Below are 24219 nucleotides of genomic sequence, written 5' to 3'. Positions count from 1 at the left end.
TGGCGTAGGCCCCGCTTTACAGCCCGTTATCTTCCCAGGACTGCTTCTTGCGGTAAATCGTTGACGGACTGACGCCAAGGGCATCTGCCGCACGCGGGATTGATCCGCCGCATCGTTCGATGGCCTCTTCAATTGCCTGCTTTTCGACCTGCCACAATGGCCGGATATCGGAATATCCCAACCCGCCACCACTCAGCCCACCGGCACTCAAACCAGCGCCACTCAATCCATTGGCATTCATTCCCGCTCGATCATTCGAAGCCAGACCGACACCGACCAACTGGTTGCTCTTTTCCGTCTGGTGGTTTTCGACGACCTTGCGCATCTGGCGGGCACCGGCCAAAAATGCCAGCGCTTCGGGGTCCCCTTCCCACAGGCGACCGGCACCACCGGCCTCGCGCGAAACCACAGGATGGGGCGGCGGCGCTTCGATGGTCGCCGAACCGAACTGATCGTCCTCTGTCCCGCTATTGACCGGACGCGGCACCATCGAAAGCGTGACCTCGGTGCCGTTATTCAGAACAACAATATTGCGGATGATGTTTTGTAGCTGGCGGATATTTCCCGGCCAGGTATAGCGCGCAAACAATGCCGAAACTTCCGGACTGAACCGTTCGAAATCGCGGCCTTCTTCCCGGTTATAGCGTTGCAGATAGAAATTCGCGATTTGCAGGATGTCATTATCGCGTTCGCGCAAGGGCGGCATATGCAGCGGAATAACATGCAGGCGGTAATAAAGATCTTCGCGGAACCGTCCGGCGCGCACTTCTTCAAGCGGGTCACGGTTGGTCGCGCAGACAAACCGGACATCAACCGTTTCAAGTGAACTGCCACCGACTTTCTGAAACGTACCGGTCTGAATGAACCGCAGAAGCTTGGTCTGAAGATCAAGATCCATCTCGCAGATTTCATCAAGAAACAGCGTGCCGCCCTCGGCCCGGTGTGCGGCACCTTCACGGTCGGATACCGCCCCGGTAAAGGCCCCTTTGACGTGACCGAAAATCTCGCTTTCCATCAGGTCTTTTGGAATCGCCCCGCAGTTCAGCGGAATAAACGGTTCCTTCGCCCGTTCCGAACGTTGATGGATGGCTTCGGCGGCCAATTCCTTGCCGGTACCGGACTCCCCGGTGATAAAAACAGTGGCCCGACTTGGCGCGGCATTCTCGATGATGCGATAAATATCGCGCATATTTTCCGAACCGCCGATAATGTCGAAATACATTTCGTCACTATCGGCCCCGCCGGGCATCAGGCCTGCGCGATTGGAACTGGATGGCGCACCCGCCAATGCCTTGCTGACGGTTTCGCGCAATTTATCGGCGGTGAACGGCTTTAACAGGAAATCCCAGGCACCTTCGCGCATGGCCTCGACAGCGACATTGACCGATCCGTGGGCCGTGATCACCACAATCTTGCAGTCCGGACAAACATGGGCCGCACGGCGAAGAACGTCACGGCCATCCATATCGGGCAAAACAAGATCAAGGATCATCGCGTCTGGCGGGTTCTGGCGCAGCCGATCAATCGCATCGGCACCGGTAACCACATGATCAACAAGGTAGCCGTCAGCGCGCAGATAATCCTGATACACCCGCGCAAGCGATAATGTATCCTCTACAATTACAATGCGTGCCTGCTCTGGCATTTTTTGCTTCATGTCCCGATATAGCCACTAAAGCCCAGCATACTGATCGCGCTGTGATCGTCACAGCGGTTAACATTCTTGCAGTGGCCTTCTAAAGCATACACAATCAAAGTAAGGTTTAAAAAGGCATAGTTTTTACGACGTTACCCGCCGTCAGGAGTACCAACTTTGAACTACAATACAGAATCCGCCAATGGGACCACCACAGTTCAACTCAACGGTCGTTTTACATTTGGGGATCATTCCAGTTTTCGCAAATTGATCGAAGAGATCCGAAGCCATGAATCAAGCTCCTGCGTTCTGGATCTGTCCGGCGTGGAATTCATTGATTCAGCGGGGCTCGGCATGCTCCTGCTTGCCCGTGACGAGGGTGAAAAAACCAATATGGCTGTGATTATTCGCGGCGCACAGGGTCAGGTCAAACGCATGCTTGAAGTTGCCCGCTTTGACACTCTGTTCACACTGGAAAACTGAAAATGGCCCCTGGCAAGGAAAGCCGCATTAACCATACGATTGCCGTTGCACAATCGATTGTGCAGACCGACATCGATGCCTTGCTTGCCAGTGGTGCGATCTGGGAATCCCCCCAAAGCGTTTCGCTACAAAATGCCGTTGCCCAAACGCCGGAAGACCTGCCACATGGCAGCTATTTTTCTGCCTGCCTGCTTCCAACCGATTCCGGTCGGGAATGGCTCGGGGGATTGACCCGTCTTAATTGCGAAACCTTTATTGAATGTTCCTCCGAGATTGATTTTGCCGATCTGGCCCCGCTGATCTCCGATACGACTGACCGCAAGAACGCACTGACGGTGTGCCTGTCGACCCGCAGTGCCTATTATCTGCCCGTTGCCCGCAAATTCGTTACCGCCCTTCGACATCGCGGACTGATCGGTGAAAAGATCGCTGCAACGGTCGAAATGGCGGTGCAGGAAGCCTTTGCCAACTCGCTTATTCACGGCAATCTGGAACTTGATACCAGCGGCCATTTAACCATGGACGGTTTTACCGAACTGGGCGAGGAAACCAGACGCCGACTTGCCTCCACCAAACATGGTGCACGCGTCATTCTTCTAACGGCCAGACGGCGCAAGAATGGCCGGATCATCATCACCATCAATGACCAGGGCAAGGGCTTTACCCCGCCCAAGGACACCTGTCCCACCACGGTTTCCGGTCGCAAAACAACATTTGGCCGTGGCTTGCCCCTGATCAGAAGTCTCTGCCATTCCGTGAATTTCGCCCGCGAGGGCCGCACGATTGAACTTGAATTTGTTCAGGACGCAAATGATCTGATCCCGGTAACCGACAGTTTCAGCCCCAATCTGGGGGATCAGCATCATCAGGTTGCCGATGCCGACATTCGCAACGCATATAATGCGACGATCCTGATTGCCGATGACACCATGCTATCGCGTGAAATCATCGCGTCCTATCTGCGGGCGGATGGCTTTACCAATCTTGTCTTTGCCAAGGACGGCGAAGACGCCATCGAACAGGCCGTCAAACATGATCCCGATCTGATCATTCTTGATATCATCATGCCCAAGCTTGACGGCTATGGCGTGTGCAAGGCGCTTCGTGCCAATCCGGATTTTGCCAAAACTCCGATCATTGCCCAGACCGCCCTTGAAGAAAACGAAGGCCGCACCCGGATTTTTGATGATGGCGCAACCGACCTGATCCTGAAACCGCTTAACAAGGCGGAACTGATCGCGCGCACCAAAATCCATCTGGAAAACCGGCTTCTGGTCAAACAGTTACAGGCCTATCAGGAACGCACCCGTTCCGAATTGACCCTTGCCCGCGATATGCAGGAAAACCTGAACCCGACGCCGGAAAACTATCGCGGGACGGGGCTTGATTACGGATTACGGATCAGTGCCACCTTCCAGATGTCATCCGAACTGGGCGGGGATATGTGGGGCTTGGTGCCAATTGATGAGCACCGCCTTGGTGTTTACATCGTTGACTTTGCCGGTCACGGGCTGGGTGCGGCACTCAATACATTCCGCCTGCATTCCCTGATCTGGTCTGATCAATTGCAGGACCGCGACCCCGCTGAATATCTTGAAGGTCTGAACCGTCACCTCAAGGGGCTTCTGCCGGTCGGACAATATGCGACCATGCTGTACGGGATCATTGATCGGGTTCACAACACATTCCGTTATGCCAGTGCCGCCTGCACCTCCCCGGTTTTGGGCAACAGCCTGACCGGTCAGGCGCGTTATCTTGACGGATCAGGCGTGCCGCTGGGGGTTATTCGCAATGCCCGCTATGAAACCCGCGAAGTTCCCTTTACCGGGGCTAACTTCCTTTTGCTTTATAGTGATGCCCTGATTGAAACCACCCTTGATGACGGCCAGTTCCTGAGCGAGGAAAAGCTACTTTCGATGTTGCGTGAAACCATCATGGAAAGCCAACGGGAAATTGACCTTGCCGCACAGATCGCCGATCAGTTCATGGACCGTGCCCCGGCCAAACTGTCGGACGATTTCACGATCATATCCCTGCAATCAACACCGATACCCTGTGCGATCTAGGAACGGCTGTTTACCGGTATTTAGGAAACGTAGCGCGCCCGTCCGACCCGTGATTTAACCAGATCGGCAAACGGTTCCGCATCCCCCCAGACGAACTGGGAATGATCGACAACAGTTTCCGGACGGTCACGGATAACGATCTCGCGCTTGGCTTGCAGACGCCCGACAATCACATTGCGCACCAGATTGGCAAGCCCCTTGCGCGCACCGGAATGATCGGGTTCAGCGGCAAGAACTTTGCCCAACTGATCAAGGGCGCGCATCTTGTCACGACAGCCCAGAAGATCGGCGGCAAGCACCCGCAATTCACGGGCGTCGGGGCGCAGGCTGATGGCAAGTTCAAGATGTTCCAGCCCGATATCGCGTTGCCCGGTCTGGATATAGACCCGCGTCAGGCCAAGATGGGTCGAAGGGTCAAGATCATCAAGCAACAAGGCACGCCCGAACGCATTCAGGGCCAATTCGTTCAGTCCAAGATCAAGAAGCACATGCCCAAGAACACGCAGGCGGGATGGCTGACTTGGCAGATCGTCAATCAGACGGCGCAACCGCCCCCGAATTTCCGGGGCAAGATCAATCTCGCCTTTGAATGCGATGTCAGATAACTGTGAAACCTGTGTCTGAGACGACATTGCCAGATGCCCCGTTCCCGTCAAAATCGGGACCGGCCATCAGTTCTGACTGATTTTGGTATCCCGCGTCCCACAGGGTAACGCCATCTGGTTGCGGGAAGATTAACCGATTCGCGCTTTGTCCATCCAATCGGGATTTCAGGACTTCAACATATCGGATAATGGCGCAAGCTGCGGCTCCCGGTCCGGGCGGGCAAAGAAATATCCCTGCATCAACTGACCACCAAGACCAATGATCACATCACGTTGCTGATCGGTTTCAATGCCTTCCAGAATGCAATCGATGCCAAGATTGGCACACATATCAATCACGGTTTTGACAATCCGCTGACTGCGTTCATTCCCCGGCAGCGGTTTGACAAAACTGCGATCCACTTTCAGGACATCAAATTCAAGTTCATGGACATAGCGCAAACTGGAATAGCCGATCCCGAAATCATCAAGGGCAATGCGTGCCCCGTGTGTTCTCAGATATCGCATGCTGGTCCGGGCGGCCGCGAAATCGCGCAAAAACGCCGTTTCGGTGACCTCGAAGGTCACCCGGCTTGGGTCAATGCCGTGAAGTTTGATCTGATCAATCAACCATTCGACGGTATCGGACAAAATGATGTCACGGGCCGAAAGATTGAAGGAAACCGCAACCGACACAGGCCAGTCGGCCATATCGACCAGAAGCTTTTCAAACAGCACCCGCGTCAGGAAATTGACCTGCCCGGTTTTTTCCGCCACCGGGAAAAATGTCCCCGGCGAAACCCGCCCCATCAAAACGCTATCCCAGCGCGCCAGCGCTTCCATCGAAACAACTTCACCAGAGCCAAGATCATAAACCGGTTGGTAAAAAAGCGTCAGCTCGCTTGAAAGATCGGCCTTGCGCAGGGCTTGCTCGATCTGGGAATCATGGCGGATCAGTGTTTCATGATGGGCTGCAAACAAAACAGGTTCGCCCGGACAATTCTTCTTGGCGTGATAAAGGGCAAAATCGGCACGCTCAAACAACCCGTTCGAACTGCGCGCCACATTCGGAAATGTCGCAAATCCCAAGGATGCCGATACCTGTACTGAAATCGAACTGAGGGCAAAGGGCCGGTTAAGTGCCGCACACAGGCTCTGCCCCAAATCAATCAATTCAATCGCATCACTATGTTCGGTCAGAACAACCCCGAACTCGTCCCCGCCCAACCGGGCCAGCAATGTTTCCGGCCCCAGAATGCGGCGCAATCTTTCCCCGGCAAGAACCAAAAGCTCATCCCCTGCCGGGTGGCCATGCACATCATTGACCGGCTTGAACCCGTCAAGGTCGATCATCGCCACCGCAAACTGCGTGCCGGGAACCGATTTGCTGACGGTATCCTCAAGGAAAGCAAAGAATGCGCGACGGTTCGAAAGCCCGGTCAACGGATCGATCAATGCCAGCGCCTCGTTCTGGCGCGACAGTTCGATGGTGGTTTTGTGCTGTTCTTCAAGGTCAAGCTGACTGTCAATCAGACCGGCAAAATTGGCATAAAAGCTTCGGATTATCTGAATGATCATCACCGACACCAGCGCCATATTCACCGCAATCGCGACATAAACCTCGTTCGCACTGAACCCGAAGAAAAGCACGAATGTGCCAAGTACAATAACCACCACCAGCATCGCCGCCGGCGGGAAGTTCACAAGGCAAAAGATACAGCCAACAACCGTAATCGATATGAAATAGGCGACATGCCCCTGTTGATAGGCATCACCATAATCAAACATCGTGATCGCCCACGCGGTAAACAGGACCGCAACCGTTACGGCAAGAATTCTGATCCGGCGCAAATGCCCGACACAGGCTTCAAAATCATCGATATCAACAGTGGCCCTGCTCCAGGCAATGGCGCGCACGATACAAACAGTTGCCAGAACAAGCACGGCATAAATCGTCAACCAGTCCGGTGCCACCCCGTAATGGGTATAGGCAAGTGCGACCGCATTGGCCAGAAGCAGCATGTAAAGAACGGGAATTTGACGTGACAGCGCCTTAACCTGGGCCCGGATCAGTTCGGGCTTCTCGGTATGTATCTTGAAGATATCGGCAACACGTTGCCCAAACTTGCCGACTGTCACAGATCAGGAACCCAATACATTCATTGTCATAGTGAAACACTATACAGAATTTATATTAGAGAACATCCCTAGATCGGTGATTTTGCTGCAAACGCACAAAACTTTTTGTGATTTCAGAACCAAAGCCAATTCCCGTTTTGCGCACACAGGAAAGCCCGTCCCTGAATTCTACCCCCCGGAAGACTTCCGTTTCCGTACGGGTTTCTTTTTTGACGCCTTGGCCGCCTTGGCCGCCTGTGCCCGATGGGCTGCCCCCAGTGCCATATGGGCATAAGTCATCAACTGGTCGACATCATCAAACCATTCGCCGGGCACCGCGTAATAGGACAATGTTTGCGCCCGCCCCGATGGCACGACAAAGGGCTCCATCCCCATTTCCTCATAGGCTTCAAGGGTCTGCGCATCCCCTTTCAGATAGGCAACTTCATCGTCAATGATGGCGAAAAACACGCCATCACAATAAAGCCCGAAGGCGCCAAACATCCGGTTCACCCGAATGTTGCCAAGCGGCGTCAGAAGTTCGGTAAATGTCAGAACAAACTCGTTATCGACCGATGCCATTAAGTATCTCGCCTTCGACCCCTTCGGAAATCAGATAATCACGCAATGAACGGCCCGGAACCGGGCGGTATTTGCTGGTTGAAATTTCCATACCGCGAATACGGTCGGCCCTGAAAACACGGAACGCTTCGCGCAATTCGCACCAGCATGCCAGCAACCAGGTGCTGCCAAAAAACAGCATACCGAGTGGCCAGACCCGACGTCGGGTTTCATCGCCCTTGGCATCGGTGTAATCCAGATCCACCAGATTGCGTTCGCGGATCGCCCGTCGAAGATCCGACATGGAAATCGCAATCGGTTCCTGGGCGATTTCGGCGACCGCAATCGGCACCCCGCCAATCAGTCCGCGCATCTTTTCGGGCAAGACCGCCTCGATCTTGACCAGTGCATCGCCTGCGGCGCGGGCCATTTGCGGATCGGTCCAGCTTTGCACCATGCGCGCGGCCACAACCAATGCCTCGATCTCTTCGGCATCAAACATCAAAGGCGGCAAGTCGTATCCATCGCGCAGGATATATCCAACGCCCGCCTCGCCCTCAACCGGGACACCGGATGCCGCAAGATCGCGAATATCGCGGTAAATGGTGCGTTCGGAAACTTCAAGTTCCTCGGCCAAATCACATGCCCGGCACAGTTTCCGGCGGCGCAGGATTTGGACAAGACGAAATAGTCTGTCGGCCCTTCTCATGATCGCTCCTTCGTCATCATGCCCGGAAAATTATCATACCGCTCCTGACAGGCTCCTGTCAGGAGGGATGTGCAAACATTGCGAAATCGGGACAGGATCAATCGCAAATGTCAGGAGCACGACAATGAAAGTCACCAATTCCTATCCAATCATCATCACCGAGAAATTCACCCAAAGCCGCGCCTTTTACCAGAAACTCGGCTTCACGCCGGTTTTTGACGGTGAATGGTATTGCCAACTGGTCTGGGCAGATTTCCCGTCTGTTCAGCTTGGCTTGATGAAACCGGGTCATGACACCCAACCTGCCATCTTCCATGCCGCCACCCTTGGCGAAGGAAGTGTGCTGTGTCTGGAGGTCGAGGATGCCGGGATTGCCGCCAAGGAACTGCGCAATGCCGATTTCGAATTTGCCATGGAACTGCGCGATGAACCGTGGGGGCAGCGTCACTTTGCCCTGCTTGATCCAAACGGGGTTCGCATTGATGTCGCATCCCAAACCGGCCAGATCGCCCCGGAATATGCCGCGCAATTCCTCGATGACGCACAGGCAATAATGTCCTGACCTCCTCGCGCCACAATGACACTTGAAAGCAAGCCCTATGATTTTTGATCACGTTTCCTTACCGGTTTCCGATTTCGAGAAATCAAAGGCCTTTTATGTCGCCACCCTCGCCCCGCTGGGTGTCAGCATTCAATATGAAGAAAGTGCTGAAACAACCGGCACCACCGCCTTTGTCGGTTTCGGAACCGATCAGGGCCCGGAATTCTGGATCGGCGGGATCATGAAAGAACCCCGCAATATGAGCCACGTCGCCTTTCGGGCCAGGGACCGCAAAACCGTTGATGCCTTTCATGCCGCGGCCCTGGCCGCGGGTGGGCAGGACAACGGCGCACCGGGTCTGCGCCCACATTACGGCGAACATTACTATGGGGCCTTCATCCTTGATCCCGACGGGGTCAATATCGAAGCCGTTTGCCATGACCCACAGGGCTAATGCGCTTTGATCCGTCACCACATCACAACGAAACAGCCCGCCAGAAGGCGGGCTGTTTTCATTTGATCAGGCCATTGGCAAAATCCGAGATCGCCTTGGCCGCATCACCTATGTTCTGGCTTTGCGTCCGCCCAGAATTTTTGCGCGGCTTGAAATCATGTTCGCCATCCTCGACCCAATGCATTTTGATGGCTTCTGACAAATCATATCCTTCAATCTCATCGGGCTTTCCGAACGGATCACGAGTGCCATGGCAAATCAGGGCCGGGGTTTTAAGCGCTGCCAGATGTTCTGTACGCAGGTTTTCGGGTTTTGCCGGTGGATGGAACGGATATCCAAGACAGACAAGCCCCGCCACACCAAGATCATCGGCAACCATACTGGCCATTCGTCCGCCCATGGATTTGCCACCAAGGATAAGCTTTTCCGGCCCGCCCAACTGCGTCACCACATCGCCCAGAAACGGGATCAATACAGGCGCCCGGTCCGGGCCGCGCTTTTTGCCATCCATCCGGCGTTTGGCCATATAGGGAAATTCAAACCGCGCAACCCGCCAGCCACGTGCGGCAAGACATTCCGCCATTTCATTCATGAACGGGCTGTCCATTGGCGCCCCGGCACCATGCGCAAGCGCAATGGTCAGTTTCGCCTCCTCATTGCCATCAAACATGAAATTGATCGGATCGGTCATTGCCGTTCTTTCCCCTTGGCTCACAAAGTTGATCCCCATTGATACGCAACCTGTCACTGCCTGTCCAAGCTCCTGTCAGAATACAGCACCCATTTTATGCTCGGGCATGGCTGCCGTGCGGCAAAAGCTCGATTCTCAAATGATTATAAGGTTATACTTGGCGACCCCACCTTAACGACACATCCGGATGTCGGATCATGGTTGCCGCGCCACCCGCGATAAACCACCCCTTTTGTTGCAAAGGTCCCTGTCGTGTCTTCTGAAAGCCCCGAACACCCGTCGCCGGAACGCCTCGGCCGCTTACCGAAATCAGTCCAGTGGCTGCTTATGGTATCGGTCTCTCTGGTTTTCTCGGCCTTCCTGCATTACTGGCATGTCCCCGCCGCCCTTCTGGTCGGCCCGATGGTGATTGGCATCATCATGGGAACCAACGGCGCCAACATTACTCCGCCCAAACCGCTTTATCTTGGCGCGCAGTCGGTTTTGGGCGTCATGATCGGTGGATCAATGACCATCGGCATCCTGACTTCCTTTGTTCAGGACTGGCCGCTAATCATTGGTGTAACGACGATGACGCTTCTTGCCAGCAGCTTTCTGGGCTGGATTCTGTGCGTCAAACAGGTTTTGCCGGGCACTGCAGGTATTTGGGGATCATCCCCCGGTGCCGCATCCGCGATGGTCATCATGGCCGAGGCCTTTGGTGCCGATGCACGCCTTGTCGCCTTCATGCAATATGTGCGTGTGGTGATTGTTGTTGCCGTGGCATCCAGTGTCGCCAATTTCTGGGTTGATCCAGAAGTTGCCGCCGCCGCGGCACAGGCCCATCAATGGTTCCCGCCGCTTGATGTGACGGGCTTTGCCATCACGCTTGCACTGGCAGTTATCTGTTGCCTTGTCGGGGAAAAATCGCGCCTGCCGTCGGGAACGCTTCTGGTGCCGATCATTGTCACCATGATCCTGCATGTTGGCGGCTTCCTGGATGTCGTTCTGCCCGAATGGTTCCTTGGCCTGACCTATGCGATGATCGGCTGGGTGATCGGGCTTAAATTCACCCCGCCCGTTTTGCGCCACGCCGCCCGGGCCTTTCCCAAGGTATTGCTGTCGATCATTGTTCTGATCGGCTTTTGCGCGGGCATTTCGGCCTTGTTGGTGATCTTTATGGATGTTGATCCATTGACCGCCTATCTGGCAACCAGCCCCGGCGGCCTTGATTCGGTCGCCATCATCGCCGCCAGTACCAATGTCGACCTGTCCTTTATTCTGGTCTTGCAAGCAACCCGGTTCTTTATGGTGCTGGCGTTTGGACCATCCCTTGCCCGGCTTGTGGCAAAGCGAACGGCCCATCTGACCTAGGCATCAGACCATCCCGGTTAACAGCCCTTACATCGCAAGAACCTTGCCGACAAACCCCTCGACCCTGTCACTTAGTTCAGCACCCTGAACTTCAAGGTTCTTCGATGCATCGGAAAGCTCGCTTGCCACCGTTTCGGTATGGGCAATCGCGTTGGCAATTTCGATAACGCTTGTCCCGACCGATCGCGCTTCAAACACCGCATCATTGGCATCCGTTGCCACCGAGATGCAAATTTCGGCCTGTTCGCCGGTTTGTGACGCCGTCAGTTCCGAACGGCCTTGCAGATCATCCATCGCCTCGGCAATCAGGTCGATATCCGTCCCCGCCTTGGAAATCGCACCAAGCATAAGCGCCATCCAGCGCGAAATTTCCTCGGTCGCACTGGCCGACTGACCGGCAAGTGCCTTGACCTCCTTGGCTACAATCGCAAAGCCCTTGCCGGCCTCGCCGACGCGCGCCGCTTCTATTGATGCATTCAGACCAAGCATTTTGGTTTGCGCGGCAATGGCCGAAATTGATGCCAGCATCTTTTCGGCATCAGCGGCACGGTCCTGAAGGGTCGCAAAAGTATCGCGCATGTCGCGTGCCTGCGATCCGATATCCTGTGTGGTTTTGACAGTCTCGACCGCCCCCTTGCCAACGGCAATCACCTGCCCCTTAAGGATTTCCATCCGGGCCGCAACATTTTCAATCCGCGACAAAGCCGCTTGCGCTGCCTGATCGATGCCACCGCTGCAATGGCGGGTCTGATCGTTGCTTTCACCAAGCACCTCAAGGGCGCTGCGCATCTGGCTGACCGCGGCCCCCAACATTCCGACCGTTCCCTGAACCTGGCTTTCGAAGTCCGCCGCCAATTGTTGGCGTGATTGCAGAACCTGTTCGCGTTCAAGAACCCGTGCGACCTGCCCGCCCACAAAGCCCAGAAGTTCAAGCATGTCGTCATCGAGTTCGGCGATCTCGGGGCTGAAAAATTCAATCACGCCTTCGGTCCGGCCATTCAGTTTGACCGGAAAGGCAAAACACCCGCGAAGTCCGTTTTGTCGGGCCGATGCCGCACGCAAAAAGCCGTCCTTTTTTGTGACATCGGCAATACAGACCGCCACACCATTGGCCGCAACCGTGCCGATCAATCCTTGCCCAAGTGCAAAGGTGGTTTTCTCTGATTGCGCCCGGAATTCGGCAATTGCCGAAGCCGGTATTGATGGACTGACCGACCAAATCTTTGCCGAACAAAGCGTATCAGCAGATCGCAAATAGGCATGGCCAATCGGCCATTTGCAGTAATCACAAACAGCAGTCAGGATTTTCGCAACAGCCTCGTTTCTGGCGGTCGCCTCGTCGGCAACGTCACTGACCTTGCGCAGCAAACGCAAAATATCGGCCAGTCCCGAATTTTGCGGGCCACGGCGGAAATCACGATCATTTTCGGGGGATACGGAACGAATGAAACCGGCAAACATCTGAACACTCCGAGGCCAAAACAGTTCGGAACCAAAAGATACCGAACAGGTTACGCAAGCCTCGTTGCCTGCCGTTTTATGGATCGAAAGGGCTCCGTTACCCTTCCATCCCGTAATAGTAGCGTAATATTGCACACGCGAAAAGCACATTTCGCGTGTGCAATACAATTAATCATTTCCACAATCCCGCCAGCTTGGCAGGCTTTCTGGAACTGGTCCGGTTACAGGATTACAGCTTTACCTTGCGAAACACGCCGGACGCGACCATCACACCGAGGATCACCAGAACCACGGCAAGGGCAAGTCCGACGCCCCCCTGTTCGCCCAGCAACACAACACCGCCAAGGGCTGTCAGTGCCGGGGTCATCGCCCCGAATGCCGATGCGCCGGTTGATCCGATATGGCGCACGGCAAGGCCATAGGTAATCACCGCAACACACCCGGCCAGAACGCCCTGTGCGGTCAACAGCATCATGATGTCACCCACCGGCGCATCGGGAAGTGTCGTTCCGGTAAACAGCGCAATCACCGCCATGATCACAAAGGACCAGAATCCGACAAAGGCCGCGGCATCAAGTGCACCAAGGCCGCTTTGACGCATCGCATGGGTATAGCACGCCCACATGAACGCCCCGGCCGATACAAGCCCATAGCCCATCAACATATCATTACTGACCGCCCCGGCCGGTTTTAACGCGACAAGCGACAAAACACCGACAATCACCGCCCCATACCCGGCCAGACGCATATTGCCCGGGCGTTCGCCAAACATCACAACAGCAATCAGAACCGCCCAGACCGCCATCACACCAGGCAACAAAATGCCCACATGGCTTGCCGGAACGAATTGCAGGGCACTGGCAACCATCAGGGTGTAAAACGCCCCCGATCCCGCCAGCATCAAAAGACCATTGGCAATCGAAAGCCCCTTGGGCCAGATGCCCTTTCTAAGCCAGATCGGGGCAAGCAACACAAACGGCACGACAAAGCGCAAAAGGCCGATATCAACGGCCGTGAAATTCGATGTCATGGCATAGCGGGTCGCAATCAGCCATCCGGCCCAGATAAACACTGTGGCCAGGGCTGATGTCACACCGACAAGTCGGCTTTCCGTCGCGCTGGTGGCACGAAGCGCGGAAGTTTCAGACATATCAGACTTTCCGATAAAGGGTTGATTTTGCGGAAATCAGACCATTTACGCTGCCATCCCACAACCCCCTTTGACCGGAGGTCAGCTATGCGTTGAAAATTGAAAAAAACGGCGCAAGGTTGCCCCTGCGCCGTTTTTATCTTTCCGGATGACCGGTTCGAAATCAGATGCCGAATTCGGCAAAGAAATCATTGCCCTTGTCATCAATGACGATAAAGGCCGGGAAGTCTTCAACTTCGATCTTCCAAACGGCTTCCATGCCAAGTTCCGGATATTCGTGAACTTCGACCTTCTTGATGCAATCCTGTGCCAGACGTGCCGCCGGGCCGCCGATGGAACCAAGATAGAAACCGCCATACTTGTTACAGGCATCCTTGACAGCCTTGGAACGGTTGCCTTTCGCCAGCATCACGAACGAACCGCCAGCCGCCTGGAACTGTTCGACATAGGCATCCATACGGCCAGCCGTGGTCGGGCCGAACGACCCCGAAGGCATGCCTTCCGGGGTTTTTGCCGGACCGGCATAATAGACCGGATGGTTTTTGAGGTATTCGGGCATCTCTTCACCGGCATCAAGGCGTTCCTTGATTTTGGCATGTGCGATGTCACGGGCCACAATCACCGTACCGGTCAGCGACAGGCGCGTTTTGACCGAATATTGCGAAAGCTGCTTGCGGATTTCATCCATCGGACGGTTCAGGTCAACCTTGACCACTTCGTCGTCAAGATGCTCGTCCGTTACCTGCGGCAGGTACTTCGCCGGATCATGTTCGAGATCCTCGATAAAGATACCGTCCTTGGTGATCTTGCCCAGAATCTGACGGTCAGCCGAGCATGAAACACCCAGACCAACCGGGCAGCTTGCACCGTGACGCGGCAGGCGGATCACACGCACATCGTGGCAGAAATACTTGCCGCCAAACTGTGCGCCGATGCCCATTTCGCGGGTCATCTCAAGAACCTTCTGTTCCCATTCAAGGTCACGATAGGCCTGACCATGATCGCCACCTTCGGTCGGAAGGTTATCATAGTAACGCGCCGACGCCATTTTCACGGTCTTAAGGCAGGCTTCTGCCGACGTACCACCAATGACGATGGCAAGGTGATAAGGCGGGCACGCCGAAGTGCCAAGGGTGCGGATTTTCTCATCCAGGAACTTGCGCAGGCTTTCCGGGTTCAAAAGCGCCTTGGTCTGCTGGAACAGGAAGGTCTTGTTGGCAGACCCGCCGCCCTTTGCCATGAACATGAATTTGTATTCATCGCCCTTGGTCGCATAAAGGTCGATCTGCGCCGGAAGGTTCGAACCAGTGTTCTTTTCTTCGAACATGTTCTGCGGCGATACCTGCGAGAAGCGCAGATTGTGCTTCTGATAAGCCTGCCAGATACCTTTGGACAGCGCTTCCTCATCGGAACCATCGGTGATGACCTTGCCACCACGTTTGCCCATGACGATTGCCGTTCCGGTATCCTGACACATCGGCAACACACCGCCCGAGGCGATGGAAGCATTTTTCAGAAGATCCATCGCAACGAACTTGTCGTTCGGCGTGGCTTCTTCGTCATCAAGGATTTTGCGAAGCTGTTCAAGATGGCCCGGACGCAAAAGGTGCGAACAATCAAAAAACGCCTGAAGGGTCAGTTTTTCAATCGCTTCGGGTTCAACCTTCAAATAGGTCTCGCCATTGACGTCAACGGTGGAAACACCCTCATCGCCGATCTTGCGGTACGGGGTCGTGTCCTTCCCCTGATCGAACATGGGTTTATAGACAAAATCACTCATGGAAGGCTCTCGTCTCTCTCAAAAACAAGGTGGGTTTGTTTTTCTCGATATTTGAGGCGGAACATAGCGCCTCAGCACAGAAATTTCTAGGTTCTTTGCCGTTGCACGTAAATTTACGCACCTGATCTATCAGCAACGGTCGTGCCCCCGTCTTCAAACATTTCCACAAGTGCCGCAACAGCCGGATTTATCGAGTTCTGCGCAAAGGTCAAAACCACTTCAAAAGATGGTGGAAATTCAAGCGGCCTGACCACAACCTCGGACATCGTATCATCGCAAATTGATGCCGGAACCAAACCAACCCCAAGACCAGCAGCCACCAGTCGAACAATCGTATGTTGCAGATGGGGGGCAAACTTGATGGCCGGGACAAAACCCGCCGTCTGGCAATATTGCATGATCGCGGCATAAAGCGGGCTTGCGATATGTTCCGGGGCAACAATCAGATCGACGTCTTCAAGATCGGATGCCCGGATTTTATCGCGCAAGGCCAACGGGTGCCCGGATGGCGCAATCAGACACAGTTGATCGGTCAGGATTGAAATACTGTCGAACTCGGGGGCCATTGGCTCGGCAAATGTGATCGCGGCATCAAGTTCCCCTTGCGCCAGTTGCTGCCTGATATTGCCCGGTGTTGTTTCGGCCAGAACGATTTTCACATTGGGCCGTATCTGGGCATAGCGCCTGATAATGTCGGGCACAAGCCGATGGGCGGCATGCATCATGAAACCAAGACGCAATTCACCGATTTGTCCCTGACTGACCAGGCGCGCATCCCGGCATGCCGCGTCCAGCAGGGCCAACACCCGCCGGGCATCATCAAGGAAACGTTGCCCGGCAAGGGTCAGGGCAACATGCCGTGAATTTCGAACAACAAGCTCCACCTTCATTTCCCGCTCGATCGCGGCAATCTGACGGCTGAACGGGGGCTGTGTCATATTCATCCGTGCCGCGGCCTTGCCAAAATGCAATGTCTCGGCCAGCGCCACGAAATAGCGCATCTGACGAATTTCCATATTGATACCCATAAAGTATTGATCACGACATAACATAGCATTGGTATGCATGATTGATCATGGGTAAAAGCAGGGCATCAACTTTCGGATTTTTGAATATGCTTGCCCAGATTTTGATTATTCTGCCGATTTTCGCGCTGATCCTGACGGGATGGATTGCACGCAAAAGCGGTGCCCTTGGCCCGACCGCCACGCGCGAGATCAATCGGCTTGTGGTTTATTTTGCCCTGCCTGCCCTGTTGTTTGATATCATGGCAAAGGCCGAACCGCATGAAATCTGGCAGCCCGACTTCATTCTGGCTTTCGGATTTGGCTGTGGCGTTGTGTTCATCCTGACCATCGTGATGCGTATTGCCAGTGGTCATCATCTGGTCGATGCCGTGATTGATGGCCTGACCACAAGTTATGCCAATGCCGGTTTTCTGGGCTTTCCGCTTGTTCTGGCCCTGATCGGTGAAAGCGGGCTGGCCGCCACCCTGATTGCCACCATCCTGACCGCCTGCGTGCTGTTTGCCATTGCCATCATCCTGATCGAGTTTGGCCTGCAACAGGAAACCAGCCGCCTGCATATCGTGCTTAAAACCCTTAAGGCACTGGTCAAAAACCCGCTTCTGATCGCACCGACCCTTGGCACCCTGGTGATGCTGTCCCCGTGGGAGCTTCCCGATACGGTTGATGTCTATCTGAAACTTGTTGGCGGGGCGGCTGCCCCCTGTGCGCTGATTGCACTTGGTCTGTTTCTGGCGGATCGCACCGCCAATCAAAAGCACGAGAAATGGAGTACCACGGGAATTTTCGTCTTCCTCAAACTGGTTGCCCAACCGGCCCTGACATGGGTGATGGCAGTACCCGTTCTTGGCCTGCCAAGCCAAATGGCCCATATTGCCATCCTGCTTGCCGCCCTTCCGACCGGCACCGGCCCGTTCATGCTGGCCGAGTTTTATGAACGCAAAAGTGTCCTGACCGGGAGAATGATCCTGATCACCACCATCCTATCGGTTGGTACCCTGTCGGCCTATCTGGCGATTGCCTGATCTGAACTGAACCGGAAATGAAAACGGGTCCGACACATTGGTGTCAGACCCGTAATCTTTATTCCTGTGCTGCTTGCCCAACGACAAGTCGGTCTTATTTCTTGCGGAACGCATCCAGTGCGATGACTTCGCCGGTTTCGCCGCTATCGGCTTTGGGCTTTTTGCGTGATTTTGACGGCTCGGTCACCAAGGTCGGTGTGGTGTCTTCGTCATCATCAAGCAGATCAACATCCAGATCGTCCTCTTCCTCGAAGTCGAAATCATCGTCATCCATTTCTTCTTCAACACTGAAGGTCAGCATGAAGTTGGCGGACGGATCGACAAAGGCCAGCATCGCATCAAACGGCACGACCACGGTGGTCGGCATCCCATCGAAGCTCATTCCGACCGAGAAATGATCATCTTCGGATTTCAGATCCCAGAATCGGTGTTGCAGAACAACCGTGATGTTATCGGGGTGTGCTTTGCGCTGACTTTCAGGCAGGGCAACACCGGGATGATTGGTCTGGAAGGTGATATAATAATGATGCTCGCCGAAAAGGCCTTCTTCGGCCACGCGCGCAAGGATGTCTTTCACCACGCCGCGCAGCGCCTGGTCGACCATAAGATCGTATCGGAATTCTTCCGGTTTCTGCATCAGTAATCCTGTATCTGGCGGGATACCGGCTTTTTCCGATACATCCCGTCATTGTCATATAGCATCTTAGCAGACCAATTACATCGTGGTCTGCATTACAATGACTCTATTCATAACGAAGCGGGGAATAAATACAAGAGTGGGGCGTTCTGTTGCTAGGTGCCCCGTCCCCCACCAAATTACCGCTCCCGGCAACCGGAATTTCGCTTTGGTGCTAGTACCGCTTACGCAGCAACAGCAACCGGAGCATTGTTGTCGTTTGCATTTACAAACATTGGCCCGATGCGGTGGTACCATGCCGAGCGCCCACATTGACTTTTACTGCTCACGTCGATCCTATTTCGGCCCCACGAAGATTGCCTGAGTCGGGCAACCGTAAATTTGGTGGAGCCGCCGGGTACCGCCCCCGGGTCCGTAAAGCCTATTCTGTCACGCAGTTTAGCGCCGTAGTCGGGTTGCCCCGACAGGCCCTATATAGATCAAACATCCCCCGTTTCACAAGGGGGATGCCCAAAATTCTCGTAAATTTTCGCCATCAAACCACCTGCGGCACCTGATGTTCGCGCAATGCGGCTTCAAGTTTATCAATCATATCGGCGTCATCACGCCCCCAGTGCGCCAATTGTGCCGTAAAATCGGCATCAAAGACGATATCTTCCGCACTGTTCGCCTCTGTGTCCGGCGCTTCCCGATCAGGGTCTGCATCGTTACTTGCTGATAAATCCGAATCAAACCACTGATCTTCGTGATATCCCCCGGATATCAGCTGATTGTCGACACGCCTTTCATCGGCATCTGTCTGGGCCCGAACCGGCCAGCTTGCCGGACTTCGATAAAGCTGCAAACTGCTTGCAACCGGCGTCGAAGATTGACCAATTGTACTGGTGTCCCCCATTTGACCGGTCACAGAACTGTTCACAGCATCCCCCGAATTGCCCGGTACGATCATGCTGCCTGCAACCGGCGCGCCGCCATCGGGCACCATTTCCGGCGCGGGCCCCGCCCCCAACGGGGGAACCTCCCCCCCGCCATCTGACACGACAGGCGGGATAAATTCATCGGCATCCGAAGGCACATCAATATTGATGGTGACGGTGGCGATAACTTCCTTGTCCGTTTGGGAATGATAATCTGCCGCGTCCGTAAAGCTCAGTTTCAATTTAACCTCGGACGGTGGTGTACCTGACTGGTTGGCATAGGCGATTGACTGAATCGCCTCATTGACCCGTGCCTGTGTAGCATCACTGTCAAAGGTGATCTTAAGAACCCCACCCGAATTCGTAGTCACCTCTCCGATTTTCACGCCGTTCAGAATCAGGTCACCCCCCTCGGTCAAGGTCCCCAGATTTCCAGTCGCAGAAAACACATCATTGGCGTTGCCACTGTCATTGCCATTGCCATTGCCATTGCGGGTGATCCTGAAAACGGCATCGGTGTAATTACCATTATCGTTATGTTCGGGGTCTGACACGGTCATATCCCCATCAATCACCACCGGGGTTCCATTGGGTTTGAACAGTCCCCCGCCATTCGCCCCGTTTAAACTGGGCGCATTATTCACGGACTTTACCGAAATCGTCACATAGGCGGCATTTCCGGTGATGTTGTTGTCATCGGAAATCTGGAACCCGATCTGGCGATCTGTTTCTTCAATCGTTTCGGTGTTGTTATTCTCGTACTGAAGAACCCGCATGAAGGCCTGCATGTTGGCACTTGTCGCATTCGCGCTCAGCGACAGGACAAATTGCCCGTTCTCAAGATCCGATGTTGTAACCGTGGCAATCACCTGCCCGCCAACGGAAATGCTCGAACCCGACGCCAGCCCGTTTGTTGCCGATACAGTGCCGGATCTATCAATGCGAAGCCGGTCATCATCCGGGTCGTAGTTTGACGTGAATGCAATCACCAGCGACCCGCCATTGAAATTGGCGGAATCGGCGTCTGTTACCGTCAAGTCCTGACTGGCATCAATGTAAACCGGGCTGTCGCCCTCGGTGAAATTGACCGTATCGCCATCCAGATTGCCAATATTAGGGCCTGACGCCAGTACCACAGCCGGGCTCCCGGTAACGGCGCCCCGGCTTTCGATGCTACCCGTAGCCTCTTCCAGTATCCAGTTTCCCCCAGTGCCTGTAACATCATTTGATGCCGCAACATCGGCCCGCGTTAACGCCGCAACCAGAGATAAAAACGCTGCCCCCTCGCCACCCTTTGCGATGTCACAGCCATATAACAGGATATCCCCACCTGCGTTCAGGCTGTTTCCGATCCGCTCAAGCTCCCCGGTCATCGCGGCAACCTTGTCCGTATTGATATTCTGTCCACCAAGGACAATCCCGCCTGCAACACCGTGACTGACAATGTGAATGGCATCAACATCCCCTGTGATCTCAAGAAAATTGGCAATGTCGGCCATGGTTGCATTCTCTGACAGCACATGGACTTCAACATTATCTGCAACCGCGGCCAGAACAGTTGCAAGGTTATCCACCCTGCTATCGACAAACATGATTTCACGCCGGGTTTGTTCCGATTGCGGCCCCGAAAGACCAAGATCACCGATGTCCTCCCTGTCACCGCCATTTGCTGTTACATCGGCACCGGACTCCCGGCCTTCACCCTGCGCACTATCCGCTTCATTCTGGGCGGCCGCATCCTGTGCGGCGTCGGCACCGGTGACGGCCCCGGCGGCATCAAACATAAACCGTTCTTCCAGACGAATAGGATGAACATCGCCCCAATTGGAAAGTCCCGCGGGTTGGCCAAGACAAGCCTGTTGATCGTTCATTCAATCCTCCTGGCAACAAACATGTTTGAATTTGCCAAAAGGGTACGACAGCCAGGAATGATCACTAATGCCGGGGGACGTTTTGAAAAGCACCGGTCCGAATGCAACTCTCAGGCACTTGAAACGGGGATGAAATGTCAATTCCTCATGAACCGGTTCATCACCCGCCGCGCGTACGCAATCGCTGCCCGAGACAAAATACGGTTTGATGGCTCTATCGGCCAACCACCATGTTGCCGCAACAATCAATGCTGACTATGCTGCCCCAAACACGATTCCAGAAATGCAGGACCGAGCATGCAGCAATATCTTGATCTGATGCGCCTTGTGCGCGACACCGGCACGCGCAAGGAAGACCGCACCGGCACCGGCACCGTATCGATCTTTGGTCATCAGATGCGCTTTGACCTCTCCAAAGGTTTCCCGCTGGTCACCACCAAGAAGCTGCATCTGAAATCGATCATCCACGAATTGCTGTGGTTCCTTGATGGCGATACCAACGTCAAATATCTGCAAGATAACGGTGTACGCATCTGGAACGAATGGGCCGATGAAAACGGCGACCTTGGTCCGGTTTATGGCGGTCAGTGGCGATCATGGCGTGGGGCCGATGGACAAACCATCGACCAGATCACCGACCTGATCAACCAGATCAAAAACAATCCCGATTCCCGCCGCCTGATTGTATCGGCATGGAACGTTGCCGATGTGCCCAACATGGCGCTTCCGCCCTGCCATTGCCTGTTCCAGTTCTACGTCGCGGATGGCAAACTTTCCTGCCAGCTTTATCAGCGCAGCGCCGATATCTTCCTTGGCGTGCCGTTCAACATCGCATCCTATGCGCTGTTGACCATGATGATTGCGCAGGTGTGTGACCTTGGCGTTGGTGATTTCGTCCATACCCTTGGCGATGCCCATCTTTACACCAACCATCTTGAACAGGTCGAATTGCAGCTGTCGCGTGAAACCCGTGCGCTTCCGACCATGAAGATCAATCCCGACGTCAAATCGATCTTTGATTTCAAGTTCGAGGATTTCGAACTGGTCGGCTATGACCCGCACCCGCATATTGCCGGCAAGGTCGCCGTCTGATGCCTGCAAACAACAATGACCGGATCGAACGGGTTGCCGTGGTCGCGGCAGCTCAAAACGGTGCAATCGGCAAAGACGGCTGGATGCCCTGGGAACTGCCCGAGGACCTTAAAAGGTTCAAGGCCCTGACCCTTGGCAAACCGATGATCATGGGCCGCGTCACGTTTGAGGCGATTGGCCGTCCGCTGCCCAAACGCACCACCATCATTGTCACCCGTGATCGCGACTGGACGTTTGATCACGACAATGTCCGCGTCTGTCATGACATGGAAAGTGCCATCAAGCTTGGCGATGAAATCGCGGCGCGCGATGGCGTCAATGAAGTCATCATTGCCGGCGGGGCACAGATTTATCATCTCGCCCTGCCCTTCACCACGCGCTACGAGCTGACAGAAGTCCACGCCGATATTGATGGCGATACGTTCCTTGATCCGCTTCCGCGCGAAGAATGGCGCGAAATCGCCCGCCAAAAGATCGCAAATCCTGACGGACCGGATTACAGTTTCGTCACGCTTGACCGGGTTTGAAACCAGCGCATAGCAGCCAACACAACGTCGTGATGACCCAATGGTTGATTTTCCCGGCGATACGATCCATGTTTACAGCAGTTATAGAACACTCGTTCCAGTGTTCTGATCAGTAGCCAAGGAAATGATATGGCACGGCCGCGCGGATTTGATGAAGAAAGCGTTCTTGATAACGCAATGAACATCTTCTGGAGCAAAGGGTTTGAATCCACCTCCGTTCAGGATCTGGTGGATGAAACCGGGCTTAACCGTGCGTCGATGTATGCAAGCTTTGGCGACAAAAAGGCCCTGTTCCTGCGTGTGCTTGATCATTACAGCCAAAAGGTCAGCACCGAACGTTTCACCAAACTGCGTTCCATCGAAGACGGCCGCGAAGCCATTGAAACGACCTTCCGCGACACCGCCAAAACCGGCTGCACTGACGGCAAGCACAAGGGTTGCCTGATGGTCAATTCCGGTATGGAACTGGCCCCGCATGACCCCGAAATTGCCGCCATCGCCCACCAGGCTTTCCGCCGGGTCGAAGACATGTTCACGGCCGCCATTAATCGCGGCATGGCACATGGCACAATCGCAAAAGGCAAGAACATCCGTGCGCTTGCCCGTTTCCTTGCCGGGTCGATCCAGGGTGTTCAGCTGATGTCGCGCCGCGGTGCTGATCGCGAAACACTGGACGATTACACCACCACCATCCTTTCGACCCTCGACTGATCCTTGTTTGTGCGCCCTGTTATCCGCGCACATACCGGGTTACAGTTTCCCCTAGGCATCACATATTCAGGCTTGCGGTCAACCATGTGTTGCCCGATAGTCAGCCCCAGTAACAAACGGCACAGTCCGGGCAAGATATGTGGAAATGTCATGATCGAAAGCGAACGTTTCTGGGATTCCACGGCAGAAAAATACGCCCGAAAACCCGTAGATGACGAAGCAGCCTATGCCAAGACGCTGGAGCGGACATCGCAGCATCTTTCACCGGAAAAACACGTTCTGGAAATCGGATGTGGCACGGGAATAACGGCGCTCAAACTTGCCCCGTTTGTCGCCCATATTACCGGCATGGATATTTCCGGACGCATGATCGAAATCGCACGCGACAAGGCACGCGATCAGGGCATCAAAAACGTCACCTTTTTGCACGGCCCCCATACCGAAATTCCGGGTCAGCAGGATGACAAGCAATTTGACGTTGTCATGGCCTTCAATGTGCTGCATCTGCTTGACGATCCGGCAAAGACGGTGCGCGATCTCCGTCTGCGTTTGAAGGCCGGAGGTCTGCTTATTTCAAAAACCCCATGCTTACGCGAAAAAACTGTTCTGTTGCGCCCGTTAATCTGGGTCATGCAAAAGCTGGGCAAGGCACCCCGTGTCCATTTCATCAGCTATGTGACGCTTGATGACATGATCCGCAATGCCGGTTTCGATATCATCGCAAGCGGCATCTACCCGGCCAAAACCGGTTCACGCTTTATCATCGCCAAGCGCAAACAGGCCTGAATAAGCGGCAGGTTTCAGAAGCCCGCGATCACAGTTCAGTG

Annotated in this window: 22 protein-coding genes and 1 other RNA gene; 10 read left to right on the top strand and 13 right to left on the bottom strand. The window is 54.5% G+C overall.

The features are described from left to right. Window positions 1-16 precede the first annotated feature (16 nt). The gene (locus TH19_RS17580) at window positions 17-1645 is read right to left on the bottom strand and encodes a sigma-54-dependent transcriptional regulator (RefSeq protein ID WP_114103696.1); all 1629 of its coding nucleotides are present in this window, start codon (window positions 1643-1645) and stop codon (window positions 17-19) included. Window positions 1646-1813: 168 nt separating this feature from the next. On the opposite strand from TH19_RS17580, the gene TH19_RS17575 reads away from it, so the two are divergent. Further along, a complete protein-coding gene (locus TH19_RS17575; RefSeq protein ID WP_114103663.1) occupies window positions 1814-2119 on the top strand; it encodes an STAS domain-containing protein in 306 nt (101 codons plus the stop codon). Window positions 2120-2121: 2 nt separating this feature from the next. Continuing rightward, window positions 2122-4185: a SpoIIE family protein phosphatase gene (locus TH19_RS17570; RefSeq protein ID WP_114103662.1), complete on the top strand. Its 2064-nt coding sequence runs from the start codon at window positions 2122-2124 to the stop codon at window positions 4183-4185. 20 nt (window positions 4186-4205) lie between these two features. Here the strand turns inward: TH19_RS17570 and TH19_RS17565 are convergent, their stop codons facing one another. The 4 genes from TH19_RS17565 to TH19_RS17550 form a co-directional block, all read right to left on the bottom strand. Next, complete coding sequence (locus TH19_RS17565; RefSeq protein ID WP_114103661.1) at window positions 4206-4817, bottom strand: hypothetical protein; 612 nt, start codon at window positions 4815-4817, stop codon at window positions 4206-4208. Window positions 4818-4955: 138 nt separating this feature from the next. Continuing rightward, window positions 4956-6908, bottom strand: a complete 1953-nt coding sequence (locus TH19_RS17560) for a putative bifunctional diguanylate cyclase/phosphodiesterase (RefSeq protein ID WP_114103660.1) — start codon at window positions 6906-6908, stop codon at window positions 4956-4958. A 168-nt stretch (window positions 6909-7076) separates the two neighbouring features. Continuing rightward, window positions 7077-7469 carry a TfoX/Sxy family protein gene (locus tag TH19_RS17555; protein ID WP_114103659.1) on the bottom strand — a complete coding sequence of 131 codons (393 nt, stop codon included), beginning with the start codon at window positions 7467-7469 and terminating at the stop codon, window positions 7077-7079. After that, on the bottom strand, window positions 7453-8157 hold the full coding sequence (locus tag TH19_RS17550) for a helix-turn-helix transcriptional regulator (protein ID WP_114103658.1): 705 nt from the start codon (window positions 8155-8157) through the stop codon (window positions 7453-7455). The genes TH19_RS17555 and TH19_RS17550 overlap by 17 nt, the downstream gene beginning before the upstream one ends. Before the next feature lie 124 nt (window positions 8158-8281). Between TH19_RS17550 and TH19_RS17545 the strand changes: the two genes are divergently transcribed. Together TH19_RS17545 and TH19_RS17540 are read left to right on the top strand one after the other, a co-directional pair. Further along, window positions 8282-8719 (top strand): VOC family protein, encoded by a 438-nt coding sequence (locus tag TH19_RS17545; RefSeq protein ID WP_114103657.1) that lies wholly within the window; start codon window positions 8282-8284, stop codon window positions 8717-8719. Between the two features lie 37 nt (window positions 8720-8756). Then, a complete protein-coding gene (locus tag TH19_RS17540) occupies window positions 8757-9152 on the top strand; it encodes a VOC family protein (protein WP_258548021.1) in 396 nt (131 codons plus the stop codon). A gap of 58 nt (window positions 9153-9210) precedes the next feature. On the opposite strand, the gene TH19_RS17535 is transcribed toward TH19_RS17540, so the two are convergent. Next, a complete protein-coding gene (locus TH19_RS17535; protein WP_114103656.1) occupies window positions 9211-9843 on the bottom strand; it encodes an alpha/beta family hydrolase in 633 nt (210 codons plus the stop codon). Window positions 9844-10095: 252 nt separating this feature from the next. On the opposite strand from TH19_RS17535, the gene TH19_RS17530 reads away from it, so the two are divergent. Next, window positions 10096-11196 (top strand): AbrB family transcriptional regulator, encoded by a 1101-nt coding sequence (locus tag TH19_RS17530; protein WP_258548020.1) that lies wholly within the window; start codon window positions 10096-10098, stop codon window positions 11194-11196. A gap of 27 nt (window positions 11197-11223) precedes the next feature. Here the strand turns inward: TH19_RS17530 and TH19_RS17525 are convergent, their stop codons facing one another. The 4 genes from TH19_RS17525 to TH19_RS17510 all read right to left on the bottom strand — a co-directional run bounded on the left by TH19_RS17525 (window position 11224) and on the right by TH19_RS17510 (window position 16603). Next, window positions 11224-12657 (bottom strand): methyl-accepting chemotaxis protein, encoded by a 1434-nt coding sequence (locus tag TH19_RS17525; RefSeq protein WP_181846465.1) that lies wholly within the window; start codon window positions 12655-12657, stop codon window positions 11224-11226. 229 nt (window positions 12658-12886) lie between these two features. Next, on the bottom strand, window positions 12887-13807 hold the full coding sequence (locus TH19_RS17520) for a DMT family transporter (protein WP_114103653.1): 921 nt from the start codon (window positions 13805-13807) through the stop codon (window positions 12887-12889). A gap of 163 nt (window positions 13808-13970) precedes the next feature. Beyond that, window positions 13971-15587 (bottom strand): fumarate hydratase, encoded by a 1617-nt coding sequence (locus TH19_RS17515; RefSeq protein ID WP_114103652.1) that lies wholly within the window; start codon window positions 15585-15587, stop codon window positions 13971-13973. A gap of 113 nt (window positions 15588-15700) precedes the next feature. After that, window positions 15701-16603, bottom strand: coding sequence for a LysR family transcriptional regulator (locus TH19_RS17510; protein WP_114103694.1), 903 nt, complete (start codon window positions 16601-16603; stop codon window positions 15701-15703). A gap of 98 nt (window positions 16604-16701) precedes the next feature. Here TH19_RS17510 and TH19_RS17505 point away from each other — a divergent pair, with 98 nt between their 5' ends. Continuing rightward, on the top strand, window positions 16702-17637 hold the full coding sequence (locus tag TH19_RS17505; protein WP_114103651.1) for an AEC family transporter: 936 nt from the start codon (window positions 16702-16704) through the stop codon (window positions 17635-17637). Between the two features lie 94 nt (window positions 17638-17731). Here the strand turns inward: TH19_RS17505 and TH19_RS17500 are convergent, their stop codons facing one another. The 3 genes from TH19_RS17500 to TH19_RS17490 form a co-directional block, all read right to left on the bottom strand. After that, a complete protein-coding gene (locus tag TH19_RS17500; RefSeq protein ID WP_114103650.1) occupies window positions 17732-18274 on the bottom strand; it encodes an SspB family protein in 543 nt (180 codons plus the stop codon). 138 nt (window positions 18275-18412) lie between these two features. Then, window positions 18413-18779, bottom strand: a transfer-messenger RNA (tmRNA) gene (gene ssrA / locus TH19_RS17495). Window positions 18780-18809: 30 nt separating this feature from the next. Further along, window positions 18810-21062: a DUF4347 domain-containing protein gene (locus TH19_RS17490; RefSeq protein ID WP_114103649.1), complete on the bottom strand. Its 2253-nt coding sequence runs from the start codon at window positions 21060-21062 to the stop codon at window positions 18810-18812. A gap of 297 nt (window positions 21063-21359) precedes the next feature. Between TH19_RS17490 and TH19_RS17480 the strand changes: the two genes are divergently transcribed. The 4 genes from TH19_RS17480 (at window position 21360) to TH19_RS17465 (ending at window position 24178) form a co-directional block, all read left to right on the top strand. After that, window positions 21360-22154, top strand: a complete 795-nt coding sequence (locus TH19_RS17480; RefSeq protein ID WP_114103647.1) for a thymidylate synthase — start codon at window positions 21360-21362, stop codon at window positions 22152-22154. Further along, complete coding sequence (locus TH19_RS17475) at window positions 22154-22681, top strand: dihydrofolate reductase (RefSeq protein ID WP_114103646.1); 528 nt, start codon at window positions 22154-22156, stop codon at window positions 22679-22681. The genes TH19_RS17480 and TH19_RS17475 overlap by 1 nt, the downstream gene beginning before the upstream one ends. A 129-nt stretch (window positions 22682-22810) precedes the next feature. After that, window positions 22811-23392: a TetR/AcrR family transcriptional regulator gene (locus tag TH19_RS17470; RefSeq protein WP_114103645.1), complete on the top strand. Its 582-nt coding sequence runs from the start codon at window positions 22811-22813 to the stop codon at window positions 23390-23392. Window positions 23393-23542: 150 nt separating this feature from the next. Then, entirely contained in the window at window positions 23543-24178 is a 636-nt protein-coding gene (locus TH19_RS17465) for a class I SAM-dependent methyltransferase (RefSeq protein ID WP_114103644.1), read from the top strand. The last annotated feature ends 41 nt before the right edge of the window (window positions 24179-24219 follow it).

Origin of the sequence: Thalassospira profundimaris, assembly GCF_003326675.1 — a bacterium.
GTDB classification, from domain to species: Bacteria; Pseudomonadota; Alphaproteobacteria; order Rhodospirillales; family Thalassospiraceae; genus Thalassospira; species Thalassospira aquimaris.
Note: the sequence above shows the minus strand (reverse complement) of the source record. Positions and strands in the feature narration are given on the sequence as shown.